Source organism: Porphyromonas sp. oral taxon 279 str. F0450, assembly GCF_000292995.1.
GTDB lineage: Bacteria > Bacteroidota > Bacteroidia > Bacteroidales > Porphyromonadaceae > Porphyromonas > Porphyromonas pasteri.
Genome location: NZ_ALKJ01000021.1, coordinates 1 through 26,454, shown reverse-complemented (window position 1 = coordinate 26,454; position 26,454 = coordinate 1). Strand labels below are relative to the sequence as shown.

Genomic DNA, 26,454 nt, shown 5'->3' with positions numbered 1-26,454 from the left:
TTCGATTAAGAGAAGAACTCCTTGACGGCTTCGTTGGGGACCATCTCTTCCTGGAAGATGTAAGCACCCGTCTTAGGGGACTTGACCATCTTGATGACCTTAGAGTAGGTACGACCGTCGGCCTTCTTGAATGATGCGACTGCTTTCTTTGCCATTGTCTTGTCTCCTCGTGATTACTTGATTTCCTTATGGACCGTCATACGCTTGAGGATGGGGTTGTACTTTCTCAGCTCAAGACGCTCGGTCGTATTCTTTCTGTTCTTGGTCGTGATGTAGCGGGACGTCCCTGGCATACCACTCTCCTTGTGCTCGGTGCACTCGAGGATGACCTGTACTCTGTTTCCTTTAGCTTTCTTTGCCATGATCTTCCTACTACTTTACTTTGATTTCACTTAGGTAGCCATTGTTTGCAGCCTGACGCACAGCGGCATCGAGACCGATCTTGTTGATGAGGCGGAGGCCTGCGGCAGACACCTTCAGGACGATCCAGCACCCTTCTTCTGGCCAGAAGAACTTCTTGGTAAACAGGTTGACTTCGAAGCGGCGCTTTGTCTTGCGATTGGAGTGCGAGACATTGTTGCCGACCAGGGCTTTCTTACCTGTAATCTGACAAATCTTTGACATTACTCTTATATTTTAGTTTGTTATTTCTAACGTAATCAGCGACTTGTATCTTCACCTCCCTCAGGAGGACTCTACAATCGGTCTGCAAAGTAAGCAAAAAATACGCACATAAGCAACCCACTATACCATGCAGACGTAAAAAATCGTCCACCACGACGAGAGCGGTGAGCGTAGCTCGTTGGCCCCGCGAGTGGAGAGGGAAGGCGCAAGCTACGACTCCTCGATGGTGGGATCTTCGGAGAGGGGTTCGTCGCTGAAGATGATGGAGGTAGCGCCGAGCGTGAGCACGTCTCCAGGCTGGAGGTAGCGCCACTCCTTCGGGGCGAGAAGCTCGCCTGCGAGGAAGGTCCCCACACGGCTATCGTCATCTGCCACAGCGAAGCGGAGCTTCCCCGTGCGCCCCTCAGTGACCTTGATGATCGCATGATGGCGGTCCATGCTGGGGTCGGAGGTGATGACAGGGATATCCGTAGCGGTATCCTTATTTCGACGGCCGATAGCATTCACCCCGACGTAGAGGGGGAAGAGCTGCTTATAGCCGAAGACATTCTCTACCACGATGATATGCCCGACGGAGGTGCGCTGCTCTTGTCGCTTCGTGCTCTTAGCCGAAGGCAAGCGCAGACGCAGGTTGAGCTGATGCGTGCACTGCGGGCAGATGATCGAGAGGCGATCCTCTCCCGAGGCCTGCAGCTCCTCGATACGCTCCCTCCTCAGAGGGATTGCCGTATCGCACTTGGGGCAAAAGATTTTCTTCATCGCACTACTTCGCTGTAGGGGTAGCAGCGGTCTTAGCCTCGGGGCGGCTCAGGACCTTCGTGTAGCGTGCGGGATCTGCGAGGAGATCCTCTGCGGCACGCACCATCTTGTCCTCGGCGACGCTGCGCTCCAGCGCCCCTCGATTGTAATAGTAGCGGGTGAGGATAGCCCCCGTCAGATACTGCTCGATGAAGGGACGATGCTCCTCGAGGTCGTGCTTGAGGTCGGGGACGAGGAGCTTCTTCAGCGCCTCGAAGGCCTCACGACTCTTGTTGTAATAGCCCTCGAACTTCGCCAAGTCCTCCAGCTTCTTCAGCTCCTTGCCACTCTGGCGGTCGTAGTCGAACTTCTTCTCGATCATGTGATTAGAGAAGGAGGCATAGTCTGCATCCGTGAGCTTGAAGTCACGGGGCGAAGCGATCGTGCGGTGGCTGCGCACATAGTCGGTGATCCAGTCGAAGGCATCGTTATTGACACGCAGGTAGTACACCATCGTGGGCAGCGAGTCATTCGTGAGAGCGATGTCGGGGAGGATACCACCAGCATCACGGACCTCACGGCCTGCTCGCGTATGGAAGACCTTCGTCAGGCTGTCGGGCAGGATCGTAGCGCCCTTACCCTCACGCAGCGACTGGTAGTTGATGCGCTGGATACAGCGACCGCTGGGGATGTAGTACTTCGCCGTCGTGAGCTTGATCGTCCCGTCGTAGGGGAGCTGCATCGTCGTCTGCACAAGGCCCTTACCATAGCTCTTGACGCCCATGACGACAGCGCGATCGAGATCTTGCAGAGCACCGCTCACGATCTCGGAGGCCGAGGCTGACTGCCCATTGATGAGCACTGCGATGGGGATCTGCGTGTCGAGAGGCTTGTCAGTCGTGCGATAGACGACCTCCTGACGGCGGGCATTACGTCCACGCGTCGTCACGACCTCCTCGCCTGCGGGGACGAAGAAGTTGACGATCTTGATGGCTTCGTCGATGAGCCCACCACCATTGTCGCGCAGGTCAAGGATGAGCCCACGGAGCTGGTGCTTGGACTTGAGGTCCAGGAAGGCCTTCTTCACCTCAGCGGCTGCCGTGTTGGGGAAGCCCGTGAGGGAGATATAGCCCATATCCTTCCCGATGACACCATAGTAAGGCACGGGGCTGACCTGAATCTTCTGACGGCGGAACTCGATACGGCGAGGCTTCGACTCCCCTGGACGCTGGATGAGGAGCACGATCTTGCTCCCAGGCGTACCCTTGAGGGCGGCACTCACCTTATCGCTGGTCGACTTACGGAAGTCCTGACCGTCGACCTCGAGGATGACGTCACCAGCACGCAGACCGGCCTGTGCAGCGGGCATACCCTCCATGGGGTCGTTGATGATGATCGTACTATCGGGGCGCTGCGAGATGACCGACCCGATACCGCCATAAGCCCCAGTCGTCAGGAGACGGAGCTTGTCGGTATCCTCCGACGAATAGTACTCGGTATAGGGGTCGAGGCTCTCGAGCATACCGTCCAAGCCGATACGGCTCAGACGCTTGATATCGATGGAGTCGACAAAGTGGCGGTCAAGGAGCGCCAGTGAGGAGCCGAAGATATCGACAGCCTGCACGTAGCTAAACTTATTATCCTTCTTCTTCTCTTCCTTGCCCTTCGTCTGAGCCGACGCAGGCGTGAGGAGGAGTAGGCCGAGCGCGAGGCTCAGGATCTTCGTCCAGTAAGTCATAGATGGATTGCTAAATTGAGGTAGGAGTCCTCTCCACGCTGGACAGCGGGGCGAAGACACCTCGATATATACTATGCGCGGTCTCCGAAGATAGCGGAGCCGACACGCACCAGGGTAGCGCCCTCACGGAGCGCCAGCGGATAGTCTCCACTCATACCCATAGAGAGCTCGGTGAAGAGCTCGGGCTGGAGGAGCAGTCCCGAGGAGCGGATCTCGTCGAAGAGACGATGCACCGTGGCGAACTCACCACTGATGACAGCCTCATCATCGACATTGCTCGCCATAGCCATCAGACCATAGAGAGCGATGCCACGATAGGTCTCGGGGCTCGAAGCGATGCGCCCAAGGAGCTCACGCAGCTCGTCGGGGGAGAAGCCGCTCTTCGTCTCCTCACGGGCTACATGCACCTCGAGGAGGATGGGGATGGTGCGCCCCACACGCTGGGCTTGACGGCATACCTCCAGAAGGAGACGCTCAGAGGTGACGCTCTCGATCATATGGATGAAGGGAGCGATGTACTTCACCTTGTTCGTCTGCAGCGGCCCGATGAAGTGCCAGATGAGGTCGGGATAGCGCTCACGGAGGCCCTCCCACTTCTCTACCAGCTCCTGCACACGGCTCTCGCCGAAGAGGCGCTGGCCTGCAGCGTGCGCCATCTCGATATACTCCGCTGGGTGGAACTTCGACACGGCCACCAGCCGTGCCCCACCCGTCAGCGTGGAGCGTATCTTATCGAGGCGCTCAGCTATATCCTCACCTCTCAGGGGCTTCATACTGGAAGACGTCTAAGATCTGCGTGTCGGTGACTGCAGCGATCTCGTAGCTGGCCATCTGGCTATCGAGCTGAGCCTTCAGCTCGGTGACAGCGTTAGGCAGCGAATCGGACTTGACGATCATCGTAGCGGAAGTCTTCTTCTCTGAGCCACTCTTCTCATCAACGGTGATGAAGTTCACCTTAGCACGGAAGTAGCGGTCGTCCTCGGCCTCATCGTTGAGGAAGAGCTCAGCGATACGAGCACGGCGGATGTTCACCACCTCCAGCTCACCGACTGAAACGAAGGGTCTAACCTCCTTGATGATGCGCTTCTCTGCCTCTGTGAAGGAGAGGGCATCTACCAAGTAGCTTTCGGAAACCTTCTTCATACCCATCGAGTCGGCCTGGCGCTCGTAGGAAACTTTGCATTCGAACCAATAGTTCATCGTCTGTATCTAATTCTTGTATTTATATTCTGTATCAGGGTGTCGAGGCTACTCCTCGTACATGTGGGCGATCTCGCTGGCGTAGTGCTCAGCGACGACCTTACGGCGTAGCTTGAGTGTATTGGTCAGCTCGCCGCTCTCCAGCGTGAAGGGCGTCGTCATCAGGTGGAATTTCTTCACCTTCTCATACTGCGCTACGGAGCTGAGAGCAGCCTCTACGTGCGCCATCACGAGGCGGTGCACCTCATGCTGCTTGCTGAGCTCCTCTTCGCTGAGGTCACGAGAAACGCCTCGCTCGGCAGCCTCACGGCGCAGCACCTCCCAGTTGGGGTAGATGAGCGCACTGACGAACTTATACCCGTCAGCGATGATAGCGACCTGCTCGAAGAGCGGATCGACCGTGAGCAAGCCCTCGAGCATCTGCGGAGCGATGTACTTACCGTTGGCCGTCTTAAAGAGGTCCTTGATACGCTCCGTGAAGTAGAGCACGCCATTCTCCATACGACCAGCATCCCCCGTGCGGAAGAAGCCGTCTTCGGTGAACGCCTCAGCGTTGGCCTCGGGATTGTTGTAGTACCCCGTCGTCACCGTCGGGCCCTTGACGAGGATCTCACTTGTCTCGGGATCGATCTTCACCTCGAGAGCGGGCATGATCGTACCGATTGACTCGAGGTCGAAGCCCACCATAGGCTGGGAGGACACCGTCGCCGTCGTCTCCGACAGCCCATAGCCCACACACATAGGCACATTGATCGAGCGCAGGAAGCGAAGGATCTCGGGCGAGACCGAAGCCCCTGCCGTGGGGAAGAAGCGGCCACGCTGGATACCGATGGCCTTCTTCACCTTCGCAAAGAGCGTCTTATCGTAGATCTTGTAGAGGAGCTTGAGGTAGAGTGGCGCCTTCTTCCCCTCATTCACGAAGTCGAAGAAGTAGCGACCCCCCACCTGGATAGCGTGGCGAAGGACATAGCGCAGGGGCTTAGGCGAGCGATTGATCTTGTCCTGCACACCGATATATACCTTCTCCCAGAAGCGGGGCACATTGCCCATCATGGAGGGGCGCACCATCGGCAGTGCCTCGAGGATACGCTTCGGGTCGCTGAGGACAGCCACCTGACAGCCCATGCTGAGGCAGAGGTAGCTCCACGCCTTCTCGAGGATGTGGTTCAGCGGGAGGAAGCACATCGAGACGTCGCGATTCGTGATGAAGGGGTACTTGAGCTGGTGCGCATAGAGCTGCTCGATGAAGTTGCTATGATGCAGCATCACACCCTTGCTCTTACCCGTCGTACCGGAGGTATAGATGATGACCGCCAGGTCGGTAGCCAGCGCTTGGCTTGCCGTGACGTTCGCCTTGTTCTCATAGGTGACGGAGTCCCCACGGCGCACGAACTCATCGTAGTACATCGAGGTCGTGTCCCCAGGGGCCAGTACCACCTCGTTGTCGAAGATGATCAGGCGGCGAAGTGACCCGCCACGCTGCTGCACCTCATAGGCATTGTTGTACTGGAACTGACCGCCGACGAACATCGTCTCGACGCCAGCATCCTCCACGATGAACTGCACCTGATCGGGCGTACTCGTCGCGTAGAGGGGCACCGAGACAGCGCGCATCATGAAGATCCCCAGCTCGGTAGTGATACAGCCCACACGGTTGGGCGAATAGATCGCGACACGGTCGCCCGTCTGGATCTGCAGGTAAGCCAAGCCCTTGGCTGCCGAGAGGCAGAGGTTAGCGACCTGCTCACCATTGAGCTTCTCCCAGCGCTCATTATGCTTGTTGTAGTAGCGCATAAGGGTCTTGCCTGGGTAGCGTACACGGAACTGGTGGGGGAACTCCGCCAGGTGATACTTAGGGTATGGAGGTGTCATTGGTCTGTCTATACAAGTGTGGTCGGGGTGGGATGCCCCGCTAATTCTCTTACAAATTTAGCCTATTCTTCTCGTCCCGCTCTATATTGCTGATTGGGATGCCGTTTTACAGAGAACCTTTGCTCAAGCACGCCTTGCTTGAGGAGACGAGGAAGGATTACATTTCTCACATGATCCTTTGTTCGATGTAGGTAGTCAGCGATCTCTTGAGCTGTCCGCCATTCGGTGCAGAAGCAGCAAACAAGTCGCTCCGTCTCCTGTGCACTGAGCTTACGCTTGGTAGCTTGCATCATTTGCTCTTCCGAGCTTGCATCGTTTGAAGGCGTAGCTTGCATCATTTGCTCTTCCAAGCTTGCATTATTTGAAGGCGCAGCTTGCATCATTTGCTCGCTTGCTTCACCACCATCATTAAGATGATAAACACACCCTCTCCCGCGCCCTTCTACTGTCAGTAGCCCATCTCGACGAAGCTTCTGAAGAACCTTTGTGATATCTGCTGGATGCATCGGGAGCAACTCTTTAAGTCGCTCATGATTAATAACGCCTTCACTCTGAGCGGTCGCAAGCAGTAGCAGTTCATTCTCATCAAGCTCATCAATAGGACTACCGAGCTGATCCTTCAAGGAGGTAAGAATACGAGGGTCCAGCAATGACTCTAAGGGCATCACAAGCTCCACTTTATTGGGGCGCAAGAGTTCGTTGGGATAGGGTCTACCCCAGTGCGAAGCCTTCCACCCTCTGAGGATCTTGTCAACACCGCTACCCGCCTTTTCGGCTTGCCCCATCATCATAAACATCTGCTGGAGCGATGTATTCCGACAGACACTCTCCCCGCCCCTAAAGAACTGTTCGCGAGAGATGAGGAGCACGCCTGGATTAGATAAGATGATCTTATCTGGATATTTGGTGACCAGAAGCGAAGCCTCCTCACTGTAGTCCGCATGCACACACAGATTGGCCATAGCTTCACGAAGCGCTTCATGAGCTGGCGTCCCCTCTCGGCGCACACCATCCTCTAAGCGAAAGGGGGTGGGCAGCGAATCTTGAAGCTTCTGCAGCACCCGACGATAGAACTGAAATAGGTTGGCCTCCCATGTGCCATTAGGATAAATACAATCACTCCAGCGGTCACTATCAGAAGTAATTTCCTTATAATCGGGGAAAAAGTTCGGCGCACAGGCAGGATCCTTGATGGCCTCGAACTTCCCAAACATCAGAAGCCCAGCCAAGGTGAATCCTTCTTCGCCACTCTCTCGATCCCGTCGATAGCCACCCAGTTTACGCATTAGTCCATCATTGTCCTCTGTCACCCAAGGGTGGTCGGGATGGACTGTCATAAAGAGACGCCGATACTTCTCGAGAGAGGGGAGATCAATATCTTCCCATGTAAATCCCTTAAGAATACGACCATCTGCAGGGCGGGATAAATCCGCATCGGCCATCATACGTCGTACCTCTGCTGGGGTACAGAGGAAGTCCCCCGTAGCATTGCGCCTGTAGGTCCCATCATCGGGTATGCGCTTCCAATAAATGGGTCGCTGTATCCGAGTTGCTTGAGGCACCCTCACAGTCAACACAAACGATCCATCCACATCTATGATCTGTACATCCTCATTGGATAGCAGACAAAGACTGATCACCTCCTTATTACGCACCTGTGACCAAAGCTTATCCTTACACTGCTCAGCCTCCTCTCGCGTGAGTCCACTTAGGCGCAAGCCATCGTTTTCCTCCTTGACACCAAGGACGATGACGCCTCCATGAGTATTAGCAAAGGCCGAATACGTAGGCCAAATCTCCTTCGCAAAGCCTCCCTTTGCACTCTTAAATTCAATCTCCTCACACTCACCTATGCCAAGTAGCTCATAGATGTAAGCCACTTGGTCCTCTGTGCTGTATTGATTGGTCATACTGATTGAAGTCATATTGAACTACTATGGGATACCTACAAAGATACGCCTTAAACGTACCCTTGCACTCAACAAAGATACGACGAGCCCTCCGTTTCTGCGGTGTGACTACCACTACTGTATAGATACGGAAGTAATAGAGAATGAGAGACTATTCTCAGCGAAAAAAGGTGCGGAGCAGTAGGAGATTTTCTTCGTCCACGTACGTAGACATTAGGACTACGCACGAGGATGATAGGATGCAGGTGCGTGGACGATAAATCTACGTGCGTGGACAGAGGAATAGATGCGGTGCTGTGGGAGTATCGCCATAGTCGAGGCGAATTACTCTCGCACTCTTCGGAGCAAACACCCCTACGGGGGCGGGGCAGTCCACCCGCAGGACAATGGAGGTATTTCCGTAACTTCGTAGCGTATAAAAAAGAATTGATCACTTATGAGTATGGATAAAGATTGGGGAGGATCAACCCTTTTGGCCTCACGTAAGCTCAAGGCCGGGACCAGATACTATTACATAGACGCCAAGCTCGACAGCAAGGGCAATAAGTACATCGTGCTCTCAGAGACCAAGCTCAAGGAGAGCGAAGGTAAGCTCGAGCGTCACCGTATCTTCATCTACGAAGAGGACTTCGCGAAGGTCTCAGAGGCCCTGCGCCAGACCATCCTCGAGGTATCCGACACCGCCATCACAGGCGATGAGCCCACTGCCGCCGAGGCAGGCACCACGCACGCTCACCATACAGAGGCCACGACCGAGGGACTTCACGACGAAGACCTCCAGCTCCAGTCCTTCGATATCGAGTGGACCGACGAAGCTTAATCCCACACCCTTCAGTCACCCACCTCTGATGACCCATCGTCAGCTCTATGGGCTCGCTGCCCTACTCTGGCTCATCGCTGGGGTCAATGTCCTGCGCATTGGCCTCGTGAACTGGCCCAGCGAAACGAATACCCTCGTGAGCATCCTCTGGCTCATCGGGAGCTTAGCTTTCTTCGCCGGCTTCATCTTCCCCCGTGTCGTGAAGCGTAATCTCACCGCCCTTGGACAGCGAGCCGAAGGTACCCTGCGCTGGTACCAGTGCTTCACGCCCTCCTCGTGGATCATCATGGCGGGTATGATCACCCTCGGCATCACCCTGCGCACCCTTAACCTCGTGCCTCACTCCTTCGTCACGGGCTTCTACACGGGGCTGGGACTCGCACTCATGCTCTCCACTTATCCCTATCTCCGCCTTCTCTTCCGACCCAAGCGATGACCGATACCTCTGTCTTTGAAGACAAGAAAGCTGCCTACTACACCCTCGGCTGTAAGCTCAACTTCGCCGAGACGTCGACCATCGGGCGCTCGCTGCTTGCCCAAGGGGTGCGGAGCGTGCGTCCGAGGGAAGTAGCCGACATCTGCGTCATCAACACCTGCTCGGTGACGGAGTTGGCGGACAAGAAGTGCCGCACGATGATCCGCAAGGCTGCCCGTGAGCATCCTGGCTCCTTCGTCGTCGTGACGGGCTGCTATGCCCAGCTCAGCCCCGAGGAGATCGCAGACATCGAGGGCGTCCATCTGGTCATCGGCTCGGAGAAGAAGCTCGACATCGCCGATTACCTCAATCTGGAGCGCCCCCGTGATGCGGGTGCCAGCATCGTGAGAGGGCGCACGAAGGATATACGCACCTTCCGCCTCAGCTCATCCTCCGACGAGCGCACGCGCCACTTCCTCAAGGTGCAGGACGGCTGTGACTACCACTGCACCTACTGCACCATCCCCAAGGCCCGAGGGCGAAGCCGTAGCGGCTCGATCGCCGAGATCGTCGCCGAAGCCGAGCGTATCGCCCGCGAAGGTGCTCGCGAGATCGTGCTGACGGGCGTCAATATCGGAGACTTCGGCAAGGGTCATCCAGGTGAAGACTTCTTCGCCCTCATCAAGGCACTGGATAAGGTCGAGGGTATCGAGCGCTTCCGCATCGGCTCCATCGAGCCCAACCTCCTCAGCGAAGAGATCATCCGCTACTCGGCCACCTCACGGCGTATCGCTCCCCACTTCCACATCCCCCTACAGAGCGGTAGTGACGAAGTCCTCCGCCTGATGAAGCGCCGCTACGACACAGCGCTCTTCCGCTCCCGTGTGGAGCTGATCCGTGAGCTGATGCCCCATGCCTTCATCGGTGTGGACGTCATCGTCGGCACCCGTGGCGAAGAGGAGCGCTACTTCGAGGAGTGCTATCAGTTCCTCGAGGGTCTACCCTTCTCCCAGCTCCACGTCTTCAGCTATTCGGAGCGTGAAGGTACGGCAGCCCTCTCCATAGAGCATGCCGTCACACCCCGCGACAAGCACAAGCGCAGTCAGCGTCTAGCCCGCCTCTCCGAGGAGCGTCTGCAGGACTTCTACCGCGCCAACCTCGGTCGTGAGCTTACGGTCATCTGGGAGCACGGCAACTATGATGGCCGCATGATGGGGCACAGTGAGAACTATATCCGTGTGGCGCAGCCCTACGATGAGGCGGCTATCGGCACGACGACACGTATCACCCCACAGCACCTCGACGAGTCGGGGACCTTCGTCTATTGAGCACGTACGAGAGATGACTGAGCAGCTGACCTACTACCTCCTTCGCGGACTCTTCGGCCTCTTGGCACGCCTACCGTGGGTGGTCATCCACGCGCTGTGCCATACGACCGCCTTCCTCATCGGGCGCCTCATAGGCTATCGCCGTGCCGTCGTGCGAGGCAATCTCTCCCGTAGCTTCCCCGAGAAGACGACCGAGGAGCTGCGACAGATCGAGCGGGACTTCTACCTGCAGTTCGCCTACAACTTCCTCTCCACGCCGAAGCTCCTACATCAGAGCCCCGAGCGGCTCACCAAGGAGCACTTCATCATGCCCGACCTCTCCCCCCTCGTGGAGGCAGCGAAGGAGTATGACTGCGTGCTCGTCGCCCTCGGGCACTACGGCAACTGGGAGCTCTTCTCCACGGGGCAGATCCAGCTCGCCACCATCGGCTACAGTATGGATCAGGTCTACCGACCGCTGAAGAGCAAGGCCCTTGATCGCCTCTTCGCCGAGCAACGCCAGCGCTTCGGTGCGCGCCTCGTCGCCAAGGACAAGATCGCGCGCCACATCGTCGAGTACGTGCGTGCCAAGGACGGCCGTCACTGGTTCGTCGCGATGATCACGGACCAAGCCCCGGGTATCGGTCACGCCACCTACTTCACCGACTTCCTCCACCAGCCGACAGCGATCCTCGACGGCATCGAGCGCCTCGGGAAGAAGTACCGCCTGCCCGTCTTCTACTTCGACATTGAGCGAAGGAGCCCCATCCAGTTCGTAGGGCGCTACGTGCCTATCTACGACCCAGCGGAGGGCGACCTGCCCGTCTATACCGTCACCGAGCGCTATGCCCGCATGCTGGAAGCAAATATCCAGCGCGACCCAGCAGCCTGGCTCTGGTCGCATAAGCGCTGGAAGCGCCCACTCGAGAACTACCCCGAGGCCGTGCGCAGTGCCCGACTCCAAGCACTCCTTGACTCTGAGCAAGACAACTAACTATACTACACACGCTATGCATCCTACCACACACGCCGAGGTGGCCGTCCTCGTCCTCAACTGGAATGGCCGTAGCCTCCTGGAGACTTTCCTCCCCTCTTGGGTGCAACACACCCCCGCAGGCGCAGACCTCATCATCGTAGACAATGGCTCGGCGGACGACTCCGTGGCCTTCGTCCGCGAGCATTATCCCGAGGTGCGCCTCCACCTCTTTACCGAGAACCACGGCTTCGCAGCGGGCTACAACAAGGCCATCGCCGAGCTGGACTACAAGACGGTCGTCCTGCTCAATAGCGACGTCGAGCTCAGCCGAGGCTGGCTCGATGAGCCCCTCCGCCTCCTCGACTCCGACCCCACGATCGCTGCCGTCCAGCCTACGATCCGTGCACAGTGCGACCCGAAGAGCTTCGAGTACGCCGGTGCTGCTGGTGGCTTCATCGACTCACTGGGCTATCCCTTCTGCCGTGGCCGTCTCTTCGGCACGCTCGAGGAGGACCACGGGCAGTACGCTAACCCCACGGATCTCTTCTGGGCATCGGGCGCCTGCCTCATCATCCGCCGTGACGTCTATCTCGAGGTCGGCGGGCTGGATACGATCTTCTTCGCCCATCAGGAGGAGATCGACCTATGCTGGCGACTCAATGCCCGCGGGCATCGCATCACCTTCGCTCCCACCTCAGTCGTCTACCACGTCGGTGGTGCCAGCCTCTCGGCAGAGAGCCCGAGGAAGGTCTTCCTGAACTTCAGGAACAATCTCCTGATGATCTACAAGAACCTCCCCGCACCCCGCCTGCACCGTGTGCTGCTCTGCCGCTTCTTCCTTGACGTCTTCGCCGCCTTCGTCTACCTTCTTCAGCTCAAGCCCCGCCACTGCTACGCCGTCCTCGAGGGCTGGCGCTGCTTCATGATCAAGCGCCTGCGCTACGAAGAGGTGCGCAGGGAGAATATCGCTAAGACCGTCCGTCCGCTCCCCACGAGCCTGATGAAGCCCTACAGCCTCCTCGTGCAGTACTACCTTCGTGGACGCCGACGCTACAGCGACCTCCCTCAATAATCCCCCGCCTACCAGCCCACTCCCGCCTATGACCTCCCTCAAGCCGCTGGCCGAGCGCATGCGCCCGACGAGCCTCGAGCACTACTTCGGCCAGTCTCACCTCGTCGGGCCGCAGGGTATCTTACGCCCTATGATCGAGCAACAGCGCCTCCCGTCGCTGATCTTCTGGGGCCCTCCAGGAGTGGGTAAGACGACGCTCTCGGAGATCATCGCCCGCAGCCTCGATACCGCCTTCTACTCGCTGAGTGCCGTCCACTCGGGCGTCAAGGATGTGCGCGAGGTGCTGGAGCGCATCCAGTGTGAGCAGAGTGGGATCTTCGGCTCGTCGGTACGCCCCATCCTCTTCATCGATGAGATCCATCGCTTCAGCAAGAGCCAGCAGGACTCCCTCCTGGCAGCTGTGGAGCAAGGTATCGTCACGCTCATCGGCGCCACGACGGAGAATCCCAGCTTCGAGGTCATCCGCCCTCTCCTCTCCCGCTGTCAGGTCTACACGCTTAATCCCCTCTCCAGCGAGGAGATCATCGGCCTCCTGCAGCATGCCATCACGACCGACGAGCTCCTCTCGCAGCGCCGCCTCGAGCTCACCGAGACCGCCGCACTCCTACGCTACGCTGGTGGTGACGCACGCCGTGCGCTGAATATCCTCGAGCTGGTCGCCCTATCGACGACCTCCGACCCACTTCAGGTCACGGACGAGCTGGTCAGTCAGCGCGTACAGACGAATCCCTTGGCCTTCGACAAGGGCGGAGAACTCCACTACGACATCGCTTCGGCACTCATCAAGAGCATTCGAGGGAGCGATCCCGACGCCGCTATCTATTGGCTCGCACGTCTCATCGAGGGCGGCGAAGACCCTTCGTTCATCGCGCGCCGACTAATGATCTCCGCCGCCGAAGACATTGGCCTTGCTAACCCCAATGCCCTCCTTCTCGCCACCTCCTGCGCCGAGACCCTCGAGCGCATCGGCTGGCCCGAGGGGCGCATCCCCTTGGCCGAGACGGTCATCTACTTAGCTTGTAGCGAGAAGAGCAATAGCGCCTATATGGCGATCAACCGTGCCCTCTCCTTCGTCAAGCAGACGGGCAACCTCCCCGTACCGCTCCACCTGCGCAATGCTCCCACGGAGCTGATGAAGGACCTGGGCTATGGCGAAGGCTATCGCTACTCGCACGACTACCCAGGGCACTTCGTACAGCAAGCCTACCTCCCCGAGAGCATCGGGCGGGAGCGCTTCTGGCAGTCGGACGAGTCCAACGGTGCCGAGGCGAAGATGATGGAGCGTCAGCGCTCGCGCTGGCAAGGCCGCTTCACGCCCCCGACAGAGCCCGAGAAGTAAGCCTCCACTACAAAAAGCACACGGAACGAATCATTGTCCCCCAATGATTCGCTCCGTGTCTTTTCCCCACCCCGTAGCCGAAGCTCTGCGGGGCGTCGTCGTATCGTCTCCTTAGCGCAGCGGTGCGAGGCGACCGAGTAGCTCCTCGCCGAGGGCACTCTTCTCCTCGATATGCTGGAGGATGGACTTCACATAGGTATTGCTGTCAAAGTCGCCACGGACCTCCTCGAAGTCCTGCGCCTGCACACGCTCATCGCCGTCAGCACCGAAGCCCGTCATCGCCGAGAGGGAGAATTCCTTCTTCGCGTCGGCATAGAGCTCGCGGTCCAGCTCGACGACCGAGCTACGCCAGCGCTCAACGAGTTCGGCGATCTGCTCTGCCGTCACTTCGGTGAGATCAATACCATAGAACTCCTGGATCTTGTCATACGCCCACGTCCATTCGTACTCGTAGTAGTGGAGGTGTAGGTCGGCAAGGCGCTGCTGTAGCTCGCTGATAGCCTCGATGCTGCGCATCTCGATGTCCTCGATGATACGCAGCACCTCGGCCTTCGGAGCGATGAGGCCCGAGAGATCGACCCAGTCCCCGTGCCCGATGGATGTACGGGGCTGTAGGGCTTGGCGCACGACTTCGATAGAGGTACAGTCTATGCCCTCGAGGCGCTTGATGAGCGAATTGCCGAGGAACTTATGGATCGCCAGCTCGTAGAAGTGGATCCCCTTACGGAGCGAGGAGGCCTTGATCTTCGCGCTCTGATAGGAGTAGATCTCGGAGGTCACCCCAGCGACACGCCTTAGCTCGGTGAGGATCATGCGCCCGTTGAGCATCTTCTGGATGGTATAGGGGCTCAAGAGGTTGTAGTTGATCTGGTCAAGGCGATGCGGGTCGGTGCGCGCATCACGGCGTGGCCACTTCTGCGCATCGCGGATCGTCCCCACGCTCTTGAGGTTGACCCCAGGGATGAGGAAGGTCGTATCACATGACTCGATGAGGTAGGAGAAGGGGAGGTTCGACAGGTCGGGGTGCGTGGTGTGACGCCCCATGACAAGCGAGAAGGCACCGATACGCGCGGGCCAGAGGATGTAGGAGTCGGACGAGGTCTTCGCACCGCGCTCCATGATGCCCTGATGGATGGGCCCGAGCTTGTACATGTGGTTGCTCTGATTCGAGCCCGAGCCAGCATTCATGAAGGAGAATTGGCTGGCGATAAGTAGCGTAGACTTGTGGTGCGTCACGGTGAAGGGCCCAGCGAAGATCGCACAGGCCTCGCCATTCTCCTCGTGGCAGTTGCTGAAGAAGAGCGAGTCCGAGGCAGAATAGCCGTGAGCGAGCGTACACGCCTGCCCGATGAAGCAGCGGGAGAGCGCCGTGCCACTCTGCACACTTGAGCCCGAGGAGATGATGAAGTCCGTACAGATGACGCTGTAGCCCAAGCTGACGGGTGCTTCCTTTACGCTATTGATACTCCCGTTGTAGAGGCGGCGCGTGCCGACGATGCTGGCATAGGGGCCGATCTTCACGTTCGTGATATTCCCCACATCCGTGATATGCGCATGGGCTCCGATCGTGCCGTGGGCGGAGCGTAAGCCATCGATATAGCCCCAGATGAGGTGACGTAGCTCCGAGATGAGCGCAGGGCGGTGGCGGTAGATCGCCATGAAGTAGGCTTCGTGCGCTGAGAGCTGGTCGTAGCTCAGCACCTCACGCCCGCCCGTCTCATTGAGGACAGAGACCTCGACGCCGTTGCCAAAGGTCGTCTCGCCATCGACGAGGATGGTATCGACATTGCTGATGAAGGACTCTTCACCGATGGTGTAGTTGGCGATATAGTTATTGACGTGCTCGATGCAGCAGTTATCGCCGACCTCGACATTGTGCAGGTAGGTGTAGTAGAGTCCTGAGTGCTTTGAGATACCCCCAGGTAGATCAAAGGTCTTCTCGAAGAGCCCCAAGCGTACCCAGCCCGAGAAGTGCGTATTGAGGATGTAGCGGGGGACGAAGCCTTCCTTGACCCAGACCTGGCTCCAGTCGTCGGCGGAGTTGGCGTGCTCACGCAGGACGCTGATCTCTTCAGCCGTCAGCGGGCGGTATTCTTTATGAAGTGCGGTACTCATTGCCTTTATATTTATAAAAGTACACCACAAATGTACAGACTTTCATACAAGCATCTCCCCAGCATACCCCAAGATACTGCATTATGATCCTCGAGGCATATTACAGATGTACCGTAGCGGTTCGTAGACAAAGCTGGGTAGGTCGGATGCGCAAACAACTACTGGTTTCAGGTACGAACGACTATTGGTTTGTCTTCAATCGACTATTCGTTCCCTATGCGAACCACTACTCGTTCGCACCCCGAACAACTATTGGTTTGAAAACAAACCAATAGTACTATCAAGCCTGACTACCCTGAATCCCTTTGATAACGCCCCAAAGAGCGAATGCCGTTAGGGAGACAACTGTCTTTGCAGAGATGTAGATAAGTCCCTACAGTAGGAGATAAATAGCTATTTTTGCCACACAAGACAATCCCTTTATCCCCACATAAGAGCTCCCTATGAGTAAGCCCTCTACGTCCAGCTTCTCTGCAGTCATCACAGCGCTACGCTTCCCACTGATCATTATGGTCGTAGCCATTCACCTCATTTCAGACAAGCTAACACTACCTCAATGGGGTGCTCCGAACTGGCTCTACATCTACGTCAGCGAATTCCTGTCACATAGCCTTCCCCGCATAGCCGTCCCGATGTTCTTCTTCATCTCGGGCTATTATGCTTTCTATAAGAAGGACTGGAGTCAGCGCTCCATCTGGACGGTAGAGCTGAAGAAGCGCGTGAAGACCCTGCTCATACCCTATCTATTGTGGAATAGTATCTACCTCGTCATACTCCTTGCGAAGACACAGGTGGGATTGCGATTGGGCGTCGGAGCCAGTGACCCCTTCTATATCACGAGCTTCATACAGTTCCTCAGCTATTACTGGGGGGATGTCATCGTCTACCCACTCTGGTATATCCGCGATCTGATGGTGCTCTGCGCTTTGGGCCCCATCCTCTATCAGCTCCTTTCTTGGACTAGAGGCTATATCCTCCTTCCCCTACTCGTCCTCTTCCTCATAGGATGGGAGTGCGGAGTCGCGGGCTTCGGTACGGTTTCATTCTTCTGCTTCATGCTCGGCGGGCAGCTCGGCACAAAACAAATTGACCCACTGGAGGTCATCCAGCGGGTCAAGTATCTTGCAGGAGTCATTGCTATCGGGACGGTCTTTGCCCTACCTCTACTCAGTGGATGGGCAGGCTACATCGTCGTACACAATATCTATATCCTCACAGGTTCAGCATCAGCTCTCCTTTTGATGCAGTATATTGGGCGCAGAAGTCCTGAAGTAATCCAGCGCCTAAGCAACCTTAATAAATACGTCTTCTTCATCTACGCCGCACACACCGTACTTCTCGTGAACTGGGCTCGTGGTATCGTCTTCCGCGTACCATTCCTCAGCGAAGAGGGCTCTGGCGCAGTCTTGGGCTACCTCCTCATCGGAGTGCTTACTTTGGCATTCAGCTTCGCCAGCTACACCGTAATAAAGAAGATCGCCCCACGCACTCTCGCGATCCTCTCAGGAGGGCGATAGCGTCGCAGGGCAAAGCTCATTAGGAGAAGAGCGCGAAGGGATCTTGCTCAGCGAAATAGAGGTGGGTATAGCCCGCCAGCACATTGCCACGGCGGTAGAGGAGCGTCGGAGCGACTTCGTCACGCGCTGTCAGCTGCTCGCCGACCGTCTCTTCGCCGACCTCCTGAGGTACGATGGACGAGTAGTGGAACTCATGCCCACGGTATTCATGCCCCCCAAGACGGAGCTTGCGGTAGCCTAAGCGCAGACGCATGCCCTCCATCGTGGCCTCTTGATCCAGTACACCACACATCGGGTAGGCCTTCCCCTCCTCATCATGGATAGCACGACAGAGGTACATCATCCCCCCACATTCGGCTAAGACACGCCCGCCAGCAGCGGCATAGGCAGCGATAGAGCTACGTGAGCGCTCGGCAGCAGCCAGCTCGCTGAGGTAGAACTCCGGATAGCCACCAGGCAGGTAGAGGAGGTCGCACTCGGGAAGTAGCTCATCCTTGAGCGGAGAGAAGAAGGACACTTCGCCCTGTGCAGCGAGTGCACGGATATTCTCCTCGTAGATGAAGTTGAATGCTTCGTCACAGGCAACGGCGATCTTACGCCCAGGGGCGGACGTAGGCACGGCCTCCTCCGCAGGGAGGGCAGGGCGAGGGCGCATACAAGCCTCAAGCAGGCGATCCACATCGACGTGCTTCTCGATGAGCGCTGCCACATCTTCGGGGAGCGCATCCAGCTCCTGCAGCTCGCGAAGTGAGAGCCCAAGGTGGCGCGATGGCACTTCAAGGAGCTTCGTCTTCGGGATATAGCCGAGGGGAATGACCCCAGCATCTTCGGCAGCCTCACGCAGGAAGCGGTAGTGATTCTCCGAGGCCACGCGATTGAAGACCACCCCAACGACCTCCGTATCCTGACGGAAGTGCTTGAAGCCGTAGAGAAGTGCCCCGACGGAATAGGCGGAGGAGCGTGCATCGACGAGCAGCACCGTCGGGATACCCACGGTCTTAGCGACCTCAGCCGACGAGCCATGCATACGCACATAGCCATCATACAGCCCCATCACCCCCTCGAGGACGACGGCATCAGCCTCCTGCGTGTGGCGTGCATAGACCGCACGCACATGCTCGGGGCTCATCATGAAAAGGTCAAGATTGATAGAGGGGCGACCGCTGGAGAGCTGGTGGAACTTCGGGTCGATGTAGTCGGGGCCGCACTTGAAGCTCTGCACGGCGAGGCCACGACGCTTGAGTGCACGCAGTAGGCCGAGCGTGAAGGTCGTCTTGCCACTGCCCGACGAGCCAGCTGCCACGAGGAGCTGGGGAATAGATGTAGAAATCATAAGGAAGGTCTTGGTAAAGGGTAGTTAAAGCTTCCCCTCGTAGAGGAAGTAATCCGCACGGCGGAGGGAGTCAAGCTGGAGGGGCTGACGCGACAGAGCGTAGAGCGCTGCACCCGAGCCCGTCATCAGAGCGAAGTCTGCGCCCAAGGCATAGAGCTCGTCCTTGATCTCCGAGAGGACGGGATGATGAGGGAAGAGGCTTGGCTCGAAGTCATTGAAGAGGCAGTCGCGCCACTCTGCTACGGGGCGAGCCACAAGCTCCTCAATGGGAGTCTCTGCGGGCTTGAGCGGAAGAAGCCCACGGAAGGCCTCTGCCGTAGAGATATGGATGGGAGGCTTGACGATGGTGAGGTGATAGCCCTTGAGATCGAGAGCAAGGGGAGTAAGGACTTCGCCGATGCCTCGCCCTACGGCAGGCTGATTGCGCACGAAGATGGGGCAGTCGGCGCCGAGCGTGAGGGCGATGGCCTCCAGCTCCTCGGTAGAGAGACCGAGCGAGCACAGCTCATTGATAGCAGTTAAGGTGAAGGAAGCGTCCGCTGATCCGCCACCCATGCCCGCACCCGAGGGGATCAGCTTGGTAAGGCGGAGGCATACTGAGGGGAAGGAGTGCAGCTGACGCAGGGCGCGTACGGCGCGTAGGACAAGGTTGTCCTGCAGGGCTCCCGTCTCTACCCCACCCGTGACGATGAGCTCGTCTTCAGCGGCATCAGAGAGCTCCAGCTCCAGCGTGTCGCATAGCGGTATAGGGAGAAAGGCGGTCTCCAGTAGGTGATAGCCATCGGAGCGACGCCCCATGACGAAGAGCCCAAGGTTGAGCTTTGCATTAGGATAGACGATCATCGTAGTACGTATCGGCATGTATGCATAAACGAAGAGACTCCTCAAGAATTACTTCTCGAGGAGTCTCACTCTCTTTCTTTGTACGCGGGATGAGATTTGAACTCACACGCCGTAACCGGCACTACCCCCTCAAAGTAGCGTGTCTACCAATTTCACCACCCGCGTATTTGAAGCTTGCAAACTGAGGACGCTGTGCGTCAAGGCTGTGCCCAGGACAGGAATCGAACCTGCACGTCTTTTGAACACTCGCACCTGAAACGAGCGCGTCTACCAATTCCGCCACCTGGGCTGACCTGTTTGCACTGCAAAGGTACAACAAAATTTGATACTACCAAATACCAGGTCCAAGTGACGGCTGTAAACTCCGCTATCAGTGGCTACTCATCGCCACCTCCAGAGAAGGTCTGGATATGCTTAGAGCGCTTATTCCTAATACGTTCACGTCCCTCTTCATCGCGGTAGCGGAAGCGATCATTAGGCCACAATCCCCCTTCATTTTTTTTCGAGGGACTGCCTCCTTTGCGGCGATCTTCACGACGGGGACGGTCTGAGAAGCTCGGACGATCACCATCACGACGGCCTCCTTCACGGCGATCTTCACGACGGGGACGGTCTGAGAAGCTGGGACGATCACCCTCGCGACGGCCTCCTTCGCGGCGATCTTCGCGACGGGGACGGTCTGAGAAGCTGGGGCGATCACCATCACGACGGCCTCCTTCACGGCGATCTTCACGACGGGGACGGTCTGAGAAGCTCGGACGATCGCCATCACGACGGTCTCCTTCGCGGCGGTCTTCACGGCGGGGACGGTCAAAGCGACGGGGCTTCTCGGAGCGAGGGCCACGCTCACGCTCGGGACGTGGAGCACGAGGAGCACGCTCCTCTTCGCCTTCGCCACCAGCACGCTTGAAGTCCTCACGCTTGCCAGCGAAGAGGGTGTAGGCGCGCAGCTCACACTCCAGCGAGCCGTTGAGCATCTTGATGCGGTCGCTGTGGCGCAGACCGATCTTATCGAAGTGCTCGAGCTTGTAGGCCAAGATCCAAGCCGTCGATCCGGCATAGTTGTGCTTGAGGCGCTCGCCGATCATGCGGTAGAGCTCCTCGCCATCGCGCAGACGCAGACGCTCGCCGTAGGGCGGGTTCGTGACGATGAGGGCGGGAGCCTCGGGAGCGGGGCAATCCTGCATAGCACGATGGCTGACGGTGATGAGGTCGGCAAGGCCTGCCGTGCGGACGTTGTGACGTGCCACCTTCACCGCCTCGATGGAGCTATCCGAGCCATAGATATGGTGCTCGAAAGGCTTCAGCTCACGGCACTCGGCCTCTACATCAGCGAAGAGGGCGGGATCATAGTCCGCCCAACGCTGGAAGGCGAAGCTCTTACGGAAGGAGCCTGGGGCGATACCACGGGCGATGAGGGCTGCCTCGATGAGGAGCGTCCCCGAGCCACACATGGGATCGATGAAGTCCGTCTCACCCTGCCAGCCAGCCAGAAGCAGGATACCAGCGGCGAGGACTTCATTCAGCGGAGCCTCCGTCTGCGCTGCTCTCCAGCCACGCTTGTGCAGGCTCTCACCCGAGCTATCGAGTGCCAGCGTCACCTCGTCGTGCGAGATATGGATATGGAAGAGGCGGTCGGGATTGTCCAGACGCACCATGGGGCGCTTCTCCCCACGCTCGGTGAAGAAGTCGACGAGGGCATCCTTAGCGCGGTAGCCGACGTACTTGCTGTGGGTGAAGGTCTCTGAGTAGACGACGGTGTCGAAGGCAAAGGTGTCGCCAGCCTGCATCCACTCGCTCCAGTCCAGACGCTTGAGCTGACGATAGAGCTCATCGGGGTCATTGGCGCGGAAGGAGGCGATAGGCAGGAGGATGCGCAGGGCCGTGCGCAGACGATAGTTCGCACGGTAGAGCACCTTCTTGTCCCCAGTGAAGGAGACCATACGGCGCCCCTGCTCGATATCGGTAGCCCCGAGGGCCTCGAGTTCTTGTGCCAAGACGGGCTCCAGGGCCTGCAGTGTCTTGGCGATCATACGTGATTCTTGCTTCATTAGTCTATTGGAGAGAGGGATGGAGGCGACGGCCTCACAGCGTAAAGGTACGACATCGGCGCTGAAGCCCACCCCCTCTGGAGATGATATAAACGAAGGAGGTCTGACGTAGTGCTCTACATCAGACCTCCTTACTTGTGTCGGGATACCAGGATTCGAACCTGGGACCCCCTGCTCCCAAAGCAGGTGCGCTAACCGGACTGCGCTACATCCCGAGCTAGGCTTTTCGGAAGAGAAGCTGTGCTCACTCCTCCTCGTGGAGAAGGGGACACAGCTCCTTCTGGCGGTATGGACGGGACTCGAACCCGCGACCCCCTGCGTGACAGGCAGGTATTCTAACCAGCTGAACTACCACACCGTACTTGGCCGTTTGCCTTTTGATGGTGCAAAGATACATATTTCTCATCACACTACCAAGAGGCTTGTTGTCTCGCAAGGATTCGAACCTTGACAAACAGAACCAAAACCTGTTGTGCTACCATTACACCACGAGACAGCCTAATCACTCGCCCACCCCAGCAGGGGTGGAGAATGCGGTGCAAAGATAAGACATTGCCCCCAACTAAGCAAGCAGGCAGTGAAGAAGACACTGCTGACACCCCCACCCCAGAGGGTCACTCCCCCACGGATCGACATAAAAGAGCCCGCCCTCGGCGACGCTGTAGTCAGCCGAGGGCGGGCGTTGGGTGGTGAGCAACAGGGCTCACCTTAGGGAGCTATGAGCGAGGATTACTCAGCGCTCATGAGGACGATACGGTTCCAAACGTTTTCGTTGTAAGGCTGTACCGTGTCACCCTTCCAGTCGATCTTCAGACGATCGCGAGAGATGCCGTACTTCTTGACGAGGATGTCAGCGACAGCTTCTGCACGACGCTTAGAGAGAGCGAGGTTGTAAGCAGGGTTACCAGTCTGGCGGTCAGCATAACCAACGAGCGTGATCGTCTCGGTGTTGCTCTTAGCGTATTCGGCGATGTTGTAGACGTTGACCATCTGGTTCTTGTCGACGACAGCGCTGTTGATACGGAAGTAGATCACGTTACCGATGACCTTAGAGTCAGCTACGGGGACAGCTACGTCAGGGCAGTTGACAGGGCGCTTAGCGAGCTCAGCGTTCTCAGCACGGAGAGCGTTGATCTGGCCGTTGAGGTCAGCGATGAGCGCAGGATCGTTAGGCGTGATAGCTTCGAATTCCTTGCGACCGAGGTGGAAGGTGAGCGAAGCACCAGCCTGAGCGATGAAGCTGGCGTTGCTGAAGCCTTCGCTTGCCGTACCAGCTACACGAGCTTCACCCGCAGAGGGGAGACGCAGGTCGGTAGCCGTGACCTTACCTTCGAGGTTAAAGTCTACGAAGCGAGCGAGGCGGAACTTCAGCTGAAGACCAGCGTCAGCCTGAGGACCGAAGCGGTGGCTGTTATCCTTGACACCAAGTACTTCCGTCTGATGCTTGTAACCCACACCAACCCCTACGAAGGGAATGAGGTGGAAGAAGCGATCTTCCTTGTAAGGAGCGAAGTAATTGATGACGTCGAACATAAAGTCATACTGAGCGGAGCCGTAGATGACGTCCGTACGGAGGTATGGTGCCCCCATAGCGGGGTTCGAGATATAGTCGTAGAGCTTACCACCCTGGAGCTGGAGGCGCATCCCGAAGGCGGGAGTTACCCAGCGACCGATAGCGAGGTTAGGGTTGATGAAGCTAACGCGATCGCCGAACTTGACGTCGTAGTTGTAACCGCCGAGGCTGAGGGTAGCAGCGTCCCCGAGTTCGAGGAACCAGTGTGCCTTACCATCCTTGACGAAGGCAGTCTTGTGCGAAGGCTGCTGAGCGGGCTCCTGGGCCTGCAGGGCACTCGTCGCTGCAAGAGCGCAGAGTGCAAGCGTCATTATTTTCGTCTTCATTAGAATTGAATGTCTTGACTTGAGGTGATTACTTAGAGCGAATGATCACAACGCGGTTCCAGCCCTGCTGGTCAGCGCTATAAGGAGCTTCACCAGCTTCCTTCCATTCGACGGTGATCTTATCAGCTGATACGCCATACTTCTCCGTCAGGAGGGTAGCGACAGCCTTAGCACGCTTTTCGGCGAGGCCTGCGAAGCGGCTTTCGTTCTTAGCTACATAACCCGTGACGACGAGTTCACCTTCGCCCTTGTTGACGAATTCAGCAGCGTCGAAGACGGTGATGAGCTGGTCGTTGCTGACAGCAGACTTACCCTGTGCGAAGAGGATAGACTTATCAGCTACGAAGCGATCATTAGCAGCGGGAGCTACAGCCTCTACATCGGGGCAGTGCTCGGGGCGCTTAGCGAGCTCAGCGTTCTCAGCACGCAGGGCGTTGATCTGAGACTGCAGACCATCGATGTAAGCCTGATCGAGGGGCTCAACAGGAGCGAAGCCCTGACGACCTACGTTGAAGGTCAGACCCGCGACAGCAGACAGACGGAGTGCGTTGGAGAAGTCAGGAGCGTAAGACTTACGGATGTGGAAGCCGTTGTACGTAGCTTCACCCTCGACAAAGATGTTGACGCGGGGAGCGACGTGGAAGGACAGCTGGAGACCACCGTTAGCCGTAGCAGCGTGCGTGTTGGGCAGACCGGCTACCGTGTGGTTGAACTTGTACTCATAGCCTACCCCTACGTAAGGAATGATGTGGAATACACGGTTGGGGTTGTAGGTAGAGAAGAAGTTCACTACATCGAACATGAAGTCGTAGTGACCACCGACGAAGTAGTTGTCGTTGCGAAGCGCAGAGTTGAGCTTGCTGTAGGTGTAAGATTCACCACCGACGACCTTCAGACGGGTAGCATAGTAAGGGTTGTGCCACTTACCGAGAGAGAGGGCTGCCGTCCAAGAGAGGCGATCGGTGAACTTGGGCGTGTTGTTTCCTTCGAGGAACATAGCGCCTACACCACCGGCGAGCGAGATGAAGTAGTTAGCTCCGGGCTCGTGAGCGAAAGCTACACGGTGAGCGGGAGCTTCGATCGTTGTGGGCTGCGAGGTCTGAGCCTGTGCGGCCAGGGAAGAGATCCCTGCTAAGACCAGCAGCGAGTACTTGAGATTCATAATTTAACTATACTATTAAGCGAGTTAGCATATATAGGGACGATACAAAGTTAACCGATTTTCTCTATCGTGGTACTCGTGCTGATCACGCGCTCTTCTTTTTTACAATTCACACTATCGCCCACTATATGCAATTACCTTATAATCAAGCGTTAGAAGAGTAGTCAATCGGGCGTTCGCTTGCTGCGCCCTATCTTTGTGACCACAGACAATATATAATAGTAAACCACAGATGAAGCGATTCACCACTCTTTTACTCCTCGCCTTCGGGGCGATTCTCGGCCTCTCGGCTTGCTCCTCAGAGCCCGAAACGGATGCCCTCACCAGCACGGTCTGGACCATCCCCAACCTCACGACCACCTCGGGTGGCACCACGACGACGATCGACGTCACCATCTCCTTCATCCGCAAGGGTCAAGCCTCCATCGAGGTCGGCTATGGTGAGTTCACCCAGAACATCCAGGATGGGGGCTCTCAGACCAAGAAGCGTGAGCTCTCGGCTACGATGTCTACCAGCTACGTCTACCGCAATGGCGTCGTCCACCTCAACCGCCCTACCTACTCCTCTCACGTAGGGCAGAGCATCAAGGGCACCGAGGTCGAGACCATCATCAACCGCCTCGAGGCCGACGCTGCCGTCGATATCCAGGCTGGCACGATGACCTTCAACCCCACGGACAACGCTAAGCGCTTCACCGCTCACCTCAAGTCGAAGAAGTAAGCATCTCCCACTCTACCCTATCACAGCGCCCGCACCGAGCCATCGACTCGGTGCGGGCGCTGTCCGTTTCACTACAAGCATTCGCTCGAAGAACCGGTGCAAAAGCACCCGAGCTATAGCGCTATTCCTCCGAAACAAGCGAGCTATTTCTTTGTCTACGTACGTGGTTCTAAGGTCTACACACGATGATCCTATGGACTACGTACGTAGATGATAAGACCAGGTACGTGGATCAAACTATTTCCAATGATTTGGCACGTTTTTCTCGGCTCAGACAACCCTTTTTCTTACGCTGGAGAAGGATCTTTCTCTTGGAGGGAAGCGCACACGCTTCGCGAGGTGTCACCCGCATAAGGGCGGGAGTGAAGAGCGAGTGGTCGTAGAGCGCCCAGCACCGAGCTTTCGGGCACGGCGACAGTGCGCTGGGCGGACTCCTTATATATTATCGTATTTTTGTCTAGATTATGAGAGAGTTTATCATCACTGAAGCCAAGAGCGAGGAAGCCGTCCTCGTCGGGCTCATCACTAAGAACCAAAACGAGGAGCAGGCCCGCGAATATCTCGACGAGCTGGACTTCCTCTCCTCCACAGCTGGTGTGCGAGCCGTACGTCGCTTCACCCAGCGCCTTGATCAGCCCCACTCCGTCACCTTCGTCGGTAAGGGTAAGCTGGAGGAAATCCGCCTCTTCGTCGAGGAGAATGAGATCGGTATCGTGATCTTCGACGACGAGCTCAGCCCCAAGCAGCTTCGCAACATTGAGCAGGCTCTGAAGGTCAAGATCCTTGACCGCACGAGCCTCAT

At 57.3% G+C, this 26,454-nt stretch carries 23 protein-coding genes, 5 tRNA genes and 1 pseudogene; 9 read left to right on the top strand and 20 right to left on the bottom strand.

The window, feature by feature from the left end; all coding sequences use genetic code 11:
* Positions 1–5 precede the first annotated feature (5 nt).
* The 9 genes from HMPREF1323_RS09115 to HMPREF1323_RS06025 all read right to left on the bottom strand — a co-directional run bounded on the left by HMPREF1323_RS09115 (position 6) and on the right by HMPREF1323_RS06025 (position 8,097).
* On the bottom strand, positions 6–155 hold the full coding sequence (locus tag HMPREF1323_RS09115) for a DUF4295 domain-containing protein (RefSeq protein WP_009433277.1): 150 nt from the start codon (positions 153–155) through the stop codon (positions 6–8).
* Positions 156–173: 18 nt separating this feature from the next.
* The gene (gene rpmG, locus HMPREF1323_RS06060) at positions 174–362 is read right to left on the bottom strand and encodes a 50S ribosomal protein L33 (RefSeq protein WP_009433251.1); all 189 of its coding nucleotides are present in this window, start codon (positions 360–362) and stop codon (positions 174–176) included.
* 10 nt (positions 363–372) lie between these two features.
* A complete protein-coding gene (rpmB, locus tag HMPREF1323_RS06055; protein WP_009433260.1) occupies positions 373–624 on the bottom strand; it encodes a 50S ribosomal protein L28 in 252 nt (83 codons plus the stop codon).
* 210 nt (positions 625–834) lie between these two features.
* Positions 835–1,383: an FHA domain-containing protein gene (locus HMPREF1323_RS06050; RefSeq protein ID WP_009433281.1), complete on the bottom strand. Its 549-nt coding sequence runs from the start codon at positions 1,381–1,383 to the stop codon at positions 835–837.
* Positions 1,384–1,387: 4 nt separating this feature from the next.
* Positions 1,388–3,100, bottom strand: coding sequence for a S41 family peptidase (locus HMPREF1323_RS06045; protein ID WP_009433241.1), 1,713 nt, complete (start codon positions 3,098–3,100; stop codon positions 1,388–1,390).
* A gap of 71 nt (positions 3,101–3,171) precedes the next feature.
* Complete coding sequence (locus HMPREF1323_RS06040) at positions 3,172–3,873, bottom strand: YggS family pyridoxal phosphate-dependent enzyme (protein ID WP_009433276.1); 702 nt, start codon at positions 3,871–3,873, stop codon at positions 3,172–3,174.
* Positions 3,854–4,300, bottom strand: a complete 447-nt coding sequence (locus tag HMPREF1323_RS06035; protein WP_009433257.1) for a DUF4494 domain-containing protein — start codon at positions 4,298–4,300, stop codon at positions 3,854–3,856. The genes HMPREF1323_RS06040 and HMPREF1323_RS06035 overlap by 20 nt, the downstream gene beginning before the upstream one ends.
* Before the next feature lie 48 nt (positions 4,301–4,348).
* Positions 4,349–6,172, bottom strand: coding sequence for an AMP-dependent synthetase/ligase (locus HMPREF1323_RS06030; protein WP_009433294.1), 1,824 nt, complete (start codon positions 6,170–6,172; stop codon positions 4,349–4,351).
* Positions 6,173–6,234: 62 nt separating this feature from the next.
* Positions 6,235–8,097 carry an RNA-binding domain-containing protein gene (locus tag HMPREF1323_RS06025; RefSeq protein ID WP_009433289.1) on the bottom strand — a complete coding sequence of 621 codons (1,863 nt, stop codon included), beginning with the start codon at positions 8,095–8,097 and terminating at the stop codon, positions 6,235–6,237.
* Positions 8,098–8,524: 427 nt separating this feature from the next.
* Here HMPREF1323_RS06025 and HMPREF1323_RS06020 point away from each other — a divergent pair, with 427 nt between their 5' ends.
* From HMPREF1323_RS06020 to HMPREF1323_RS05995, 6 genes are read left to right on the top strand one after another with little or no spacing between them, the layout of a single operon-like run.
* Positions 8,525–8,902, top strand: coding sequence for a DUF3276 family protein (locus HMPREF1323_RS06020; RefSeq protein ID WP_232203992.1), 378 nt, complete (start codon positions 8,525–8,527; stop codon positions 8,900–8,902).
* A gap of 28 nt (positions 8,903–8,930) precedes the next feature.
* The gene (locus HMPREF1323_RS06015; protein WP_009433244.1) at positions 8,931–9,338 is read left to right on the top strand and encodes a hypothetical protein; all 408 of its coding nucleotides are present in this window, start codon (positions 8,931–8,933) and stop codon (positions 9,336–9,338) included.
* A complete protein-coding gene (mtaB, locus tag HMPREF1323_RS06010) occupies positions 9,335–10,645 on the top strand; it encodes a tRNA (N(6)-L-threonylcarbamoyladenosine(37)-C(2))-methylthiotransferase MtaB (protein ID WP_009433268.1) in 1,311 nt (436 codons plus the stop codon). The genes HMPREF1323_RS06015 and mtaB overlap by 4 nt, the downstream gene beginning before the upstream one ends.
* A gap of 13 nt (positions 10,646–10,658) precedes the next feature.
* On the top strand, positions 10,659–11,618 hold the full coding sequence (locus HMPREF1323_RS06005; protein ID WP_009433291.1) for a lysophospholipid acyltransferase family protein: 960 nt from the start codon (positions 10,659–10,661) through the stop codon (positions 11,616–11,618).
* A 16-nt stretch (positions 11,619–11,634) separates the two neighbouring features.
* On the top strand, positions 11,635–12,672 hold the full coding sequence (locus HMPREF1323_RS06000) for a glycosyltransferase family 2 protein (protein ID WP_009433267.1): 1,038 nt from the start codon (positions 11,635–11,637) through the stop codon (positions 12,670–12,672).
* A gap of 28 nt (positions 12,673–12,700) precedes the next feature.
* Positions 12,701–14,011, top strand: coding sequence for a replication-associated recombination protein A (locus tag HMPREF1323_RS05995; protein WP_009433297.1), 1,311 nt, complete (start codon positions 12,701–12,703; stop codon positions 14,009–14,011).
* A 111-nt stretch (positions 14,012–14,122) separates the two neighbouring features.
* On the opposite strand, the gene HMPREF1323_RS05990 is transcribed toward HMPREF1323_RS05995, so the two are convergent.
* Positions 14,123–16,126 (bottom strand): DUF4954 family protein, encoded by a 2,004-nt coding sequence (locus tag HMPREF1323_RS05990; protein WP_009433259.1) that lies wholly within the window; start codon positions 16,124–16,126, stop codon positions 14,123–14,125.
* A 443-nt stretch (positions 16,127–16,569) separates the two neighbouring features.
* Between HMPREF1323_RS05990 and HMPREF1323_RS05985 the strand changes: the two genes are divergently transcribed.
* Positions 16,570–17,643 carry an acyltransferase family protein gene (locus HMPREF1323_RS05985; protein WP_009433239.1) on the top strand — a complete coding sequence of 358 codons (1,074 nt, stop codon included), beginning with the start codon at positions 16,570–16,572 and terminating at the stop codon, positions 17,641–17,643.
* Positions 17,644–17,662: 19 nt separating this feature from the next.
* On the opposite strand, the gene HMPREF1323_RS05980 is transcribed toward HMPREF1323_RS05985, so the two are convergent.
* From HMPREF1323_RS05980 to HMPREF1323_RS05935, 10 genes are all read right to left on the bottom strand, one after another.
* Positions 17,663–18,976: a cobyrinate a,c-diamide synthase gene (locus tag HMPREF1323_RS05980; RefSeq protein ID WP_009433288.1), complete on the bottom strand. Its 1,314-nt coding sequence runs from the start codon at positions 18,974–18,976 to the stop codon at positions 17,663–17,665.
* A gap of 24 nt (positions 18,977–19,000) precedes the next feature.
* A complete protein-coding gene (gene ispE, locus HMPREF1323_RS05975; protein ID WP_232203991.1) occupies positions 19,001–19,837 on the bottom strand; it encodes a 4-(cytidine 5'-diphospho)-2-C-methyl-D-erythritol kinase in 837 nt (278 codons plus the stop codon).
* Between the two features lie 63 nt (positions 19,838–19,900).
* Positions 19,901–19,984 (bottom strand) — tRNA-Leu (locus HMPREF1323_RS05970).
* Between the two features lie 41 nt (positions 19,985–20,025).
* Positions 20,026–20,108, bottom strand: a tRNA-Leu gene (locus HMPREF1323_RS05965).
* 88 nt (positions 20,109–20,196) lie between these two features.
* Positions 20,197–21,870: a THUMP domain-containing class I SAM-dependent RNA methyltransferase gene (locus tag HMPREF1323_RS05960; RefSeq protein ID WP_044124149.1), complete on the bottom strand. Its 1,674-nt coding sequence runs from the start codon at positions 21,868–21,870 to the stop codon at positions 20,197–20,199.
* Positions 21,871–22,010: 140 nt separating this feature from the next.
* Positions 22,011–22,085, bottom strand: a tRNA-Pro gene (locus tag HMPREF1323_RS05955).
* A gap of 66 nt (positions 22,086–22,151) precedes the next feature.
* Positions 22,152–22,228: transfer RNA gene (locus HMPREF1323_RS05950), tRNA-Asp, on the bottom strand.
* A gap of 67 nt (positions 22,229–22,295) precedes the next feature.
* A tRNA-Gln gene (locus HMPREF1323_RS05945) sits at positions 22,296–22,366 on the bottom strand.
* A 233-nt stretch (positions 22,367–22,599) separates the two neighbouring features.
* Positions 22,600–23,769, bottom strand: a complete 1,170-nt coding sequence (locus tag HMPREF1323_RS05940; protein ID WP_044124148.1) for an OmpA family protein — start codon at positions 23,767–23,769, stop codon at positions 22,600–22,602.
* A 28-nt stretch (positions 23,770–23,797) separates the two neighbouring features.
* Positions 23,798–24,931: an OmpA family protein gene (locus HMPREF1323_RS05935; RefSeq protein WP_009433292.1), complete on the bottom strand. Its 1,134-nt coding sequence runs from the start codon at positions 24,929–24,931 to the stop codon at positions 23,798–23,800.
* Positions 24,932–25,163: 232 nt separating this feature from the next.
* On the opposite strand from HMPREF1323_RS05935, the gene HMPREF1323_RS05930 reads away from it, so the two are divergent.
* A complete protein-coding gene (locus HMPREF1323_RS05930) occupies positions 25,164–25,652 on the top strand; it encodes a hypothetical protein (protein WP_009433269.1) in 489 nt (162 codons plus the stop codon).
* A gap of 464 nt (positions 25,653–26,116) precedes the next feature.
* Positions 26,117–26,454: pseudogene (locus HMPREF1323_RS05925) on the top strand (GTPase HflX); the annotation flags it as partial.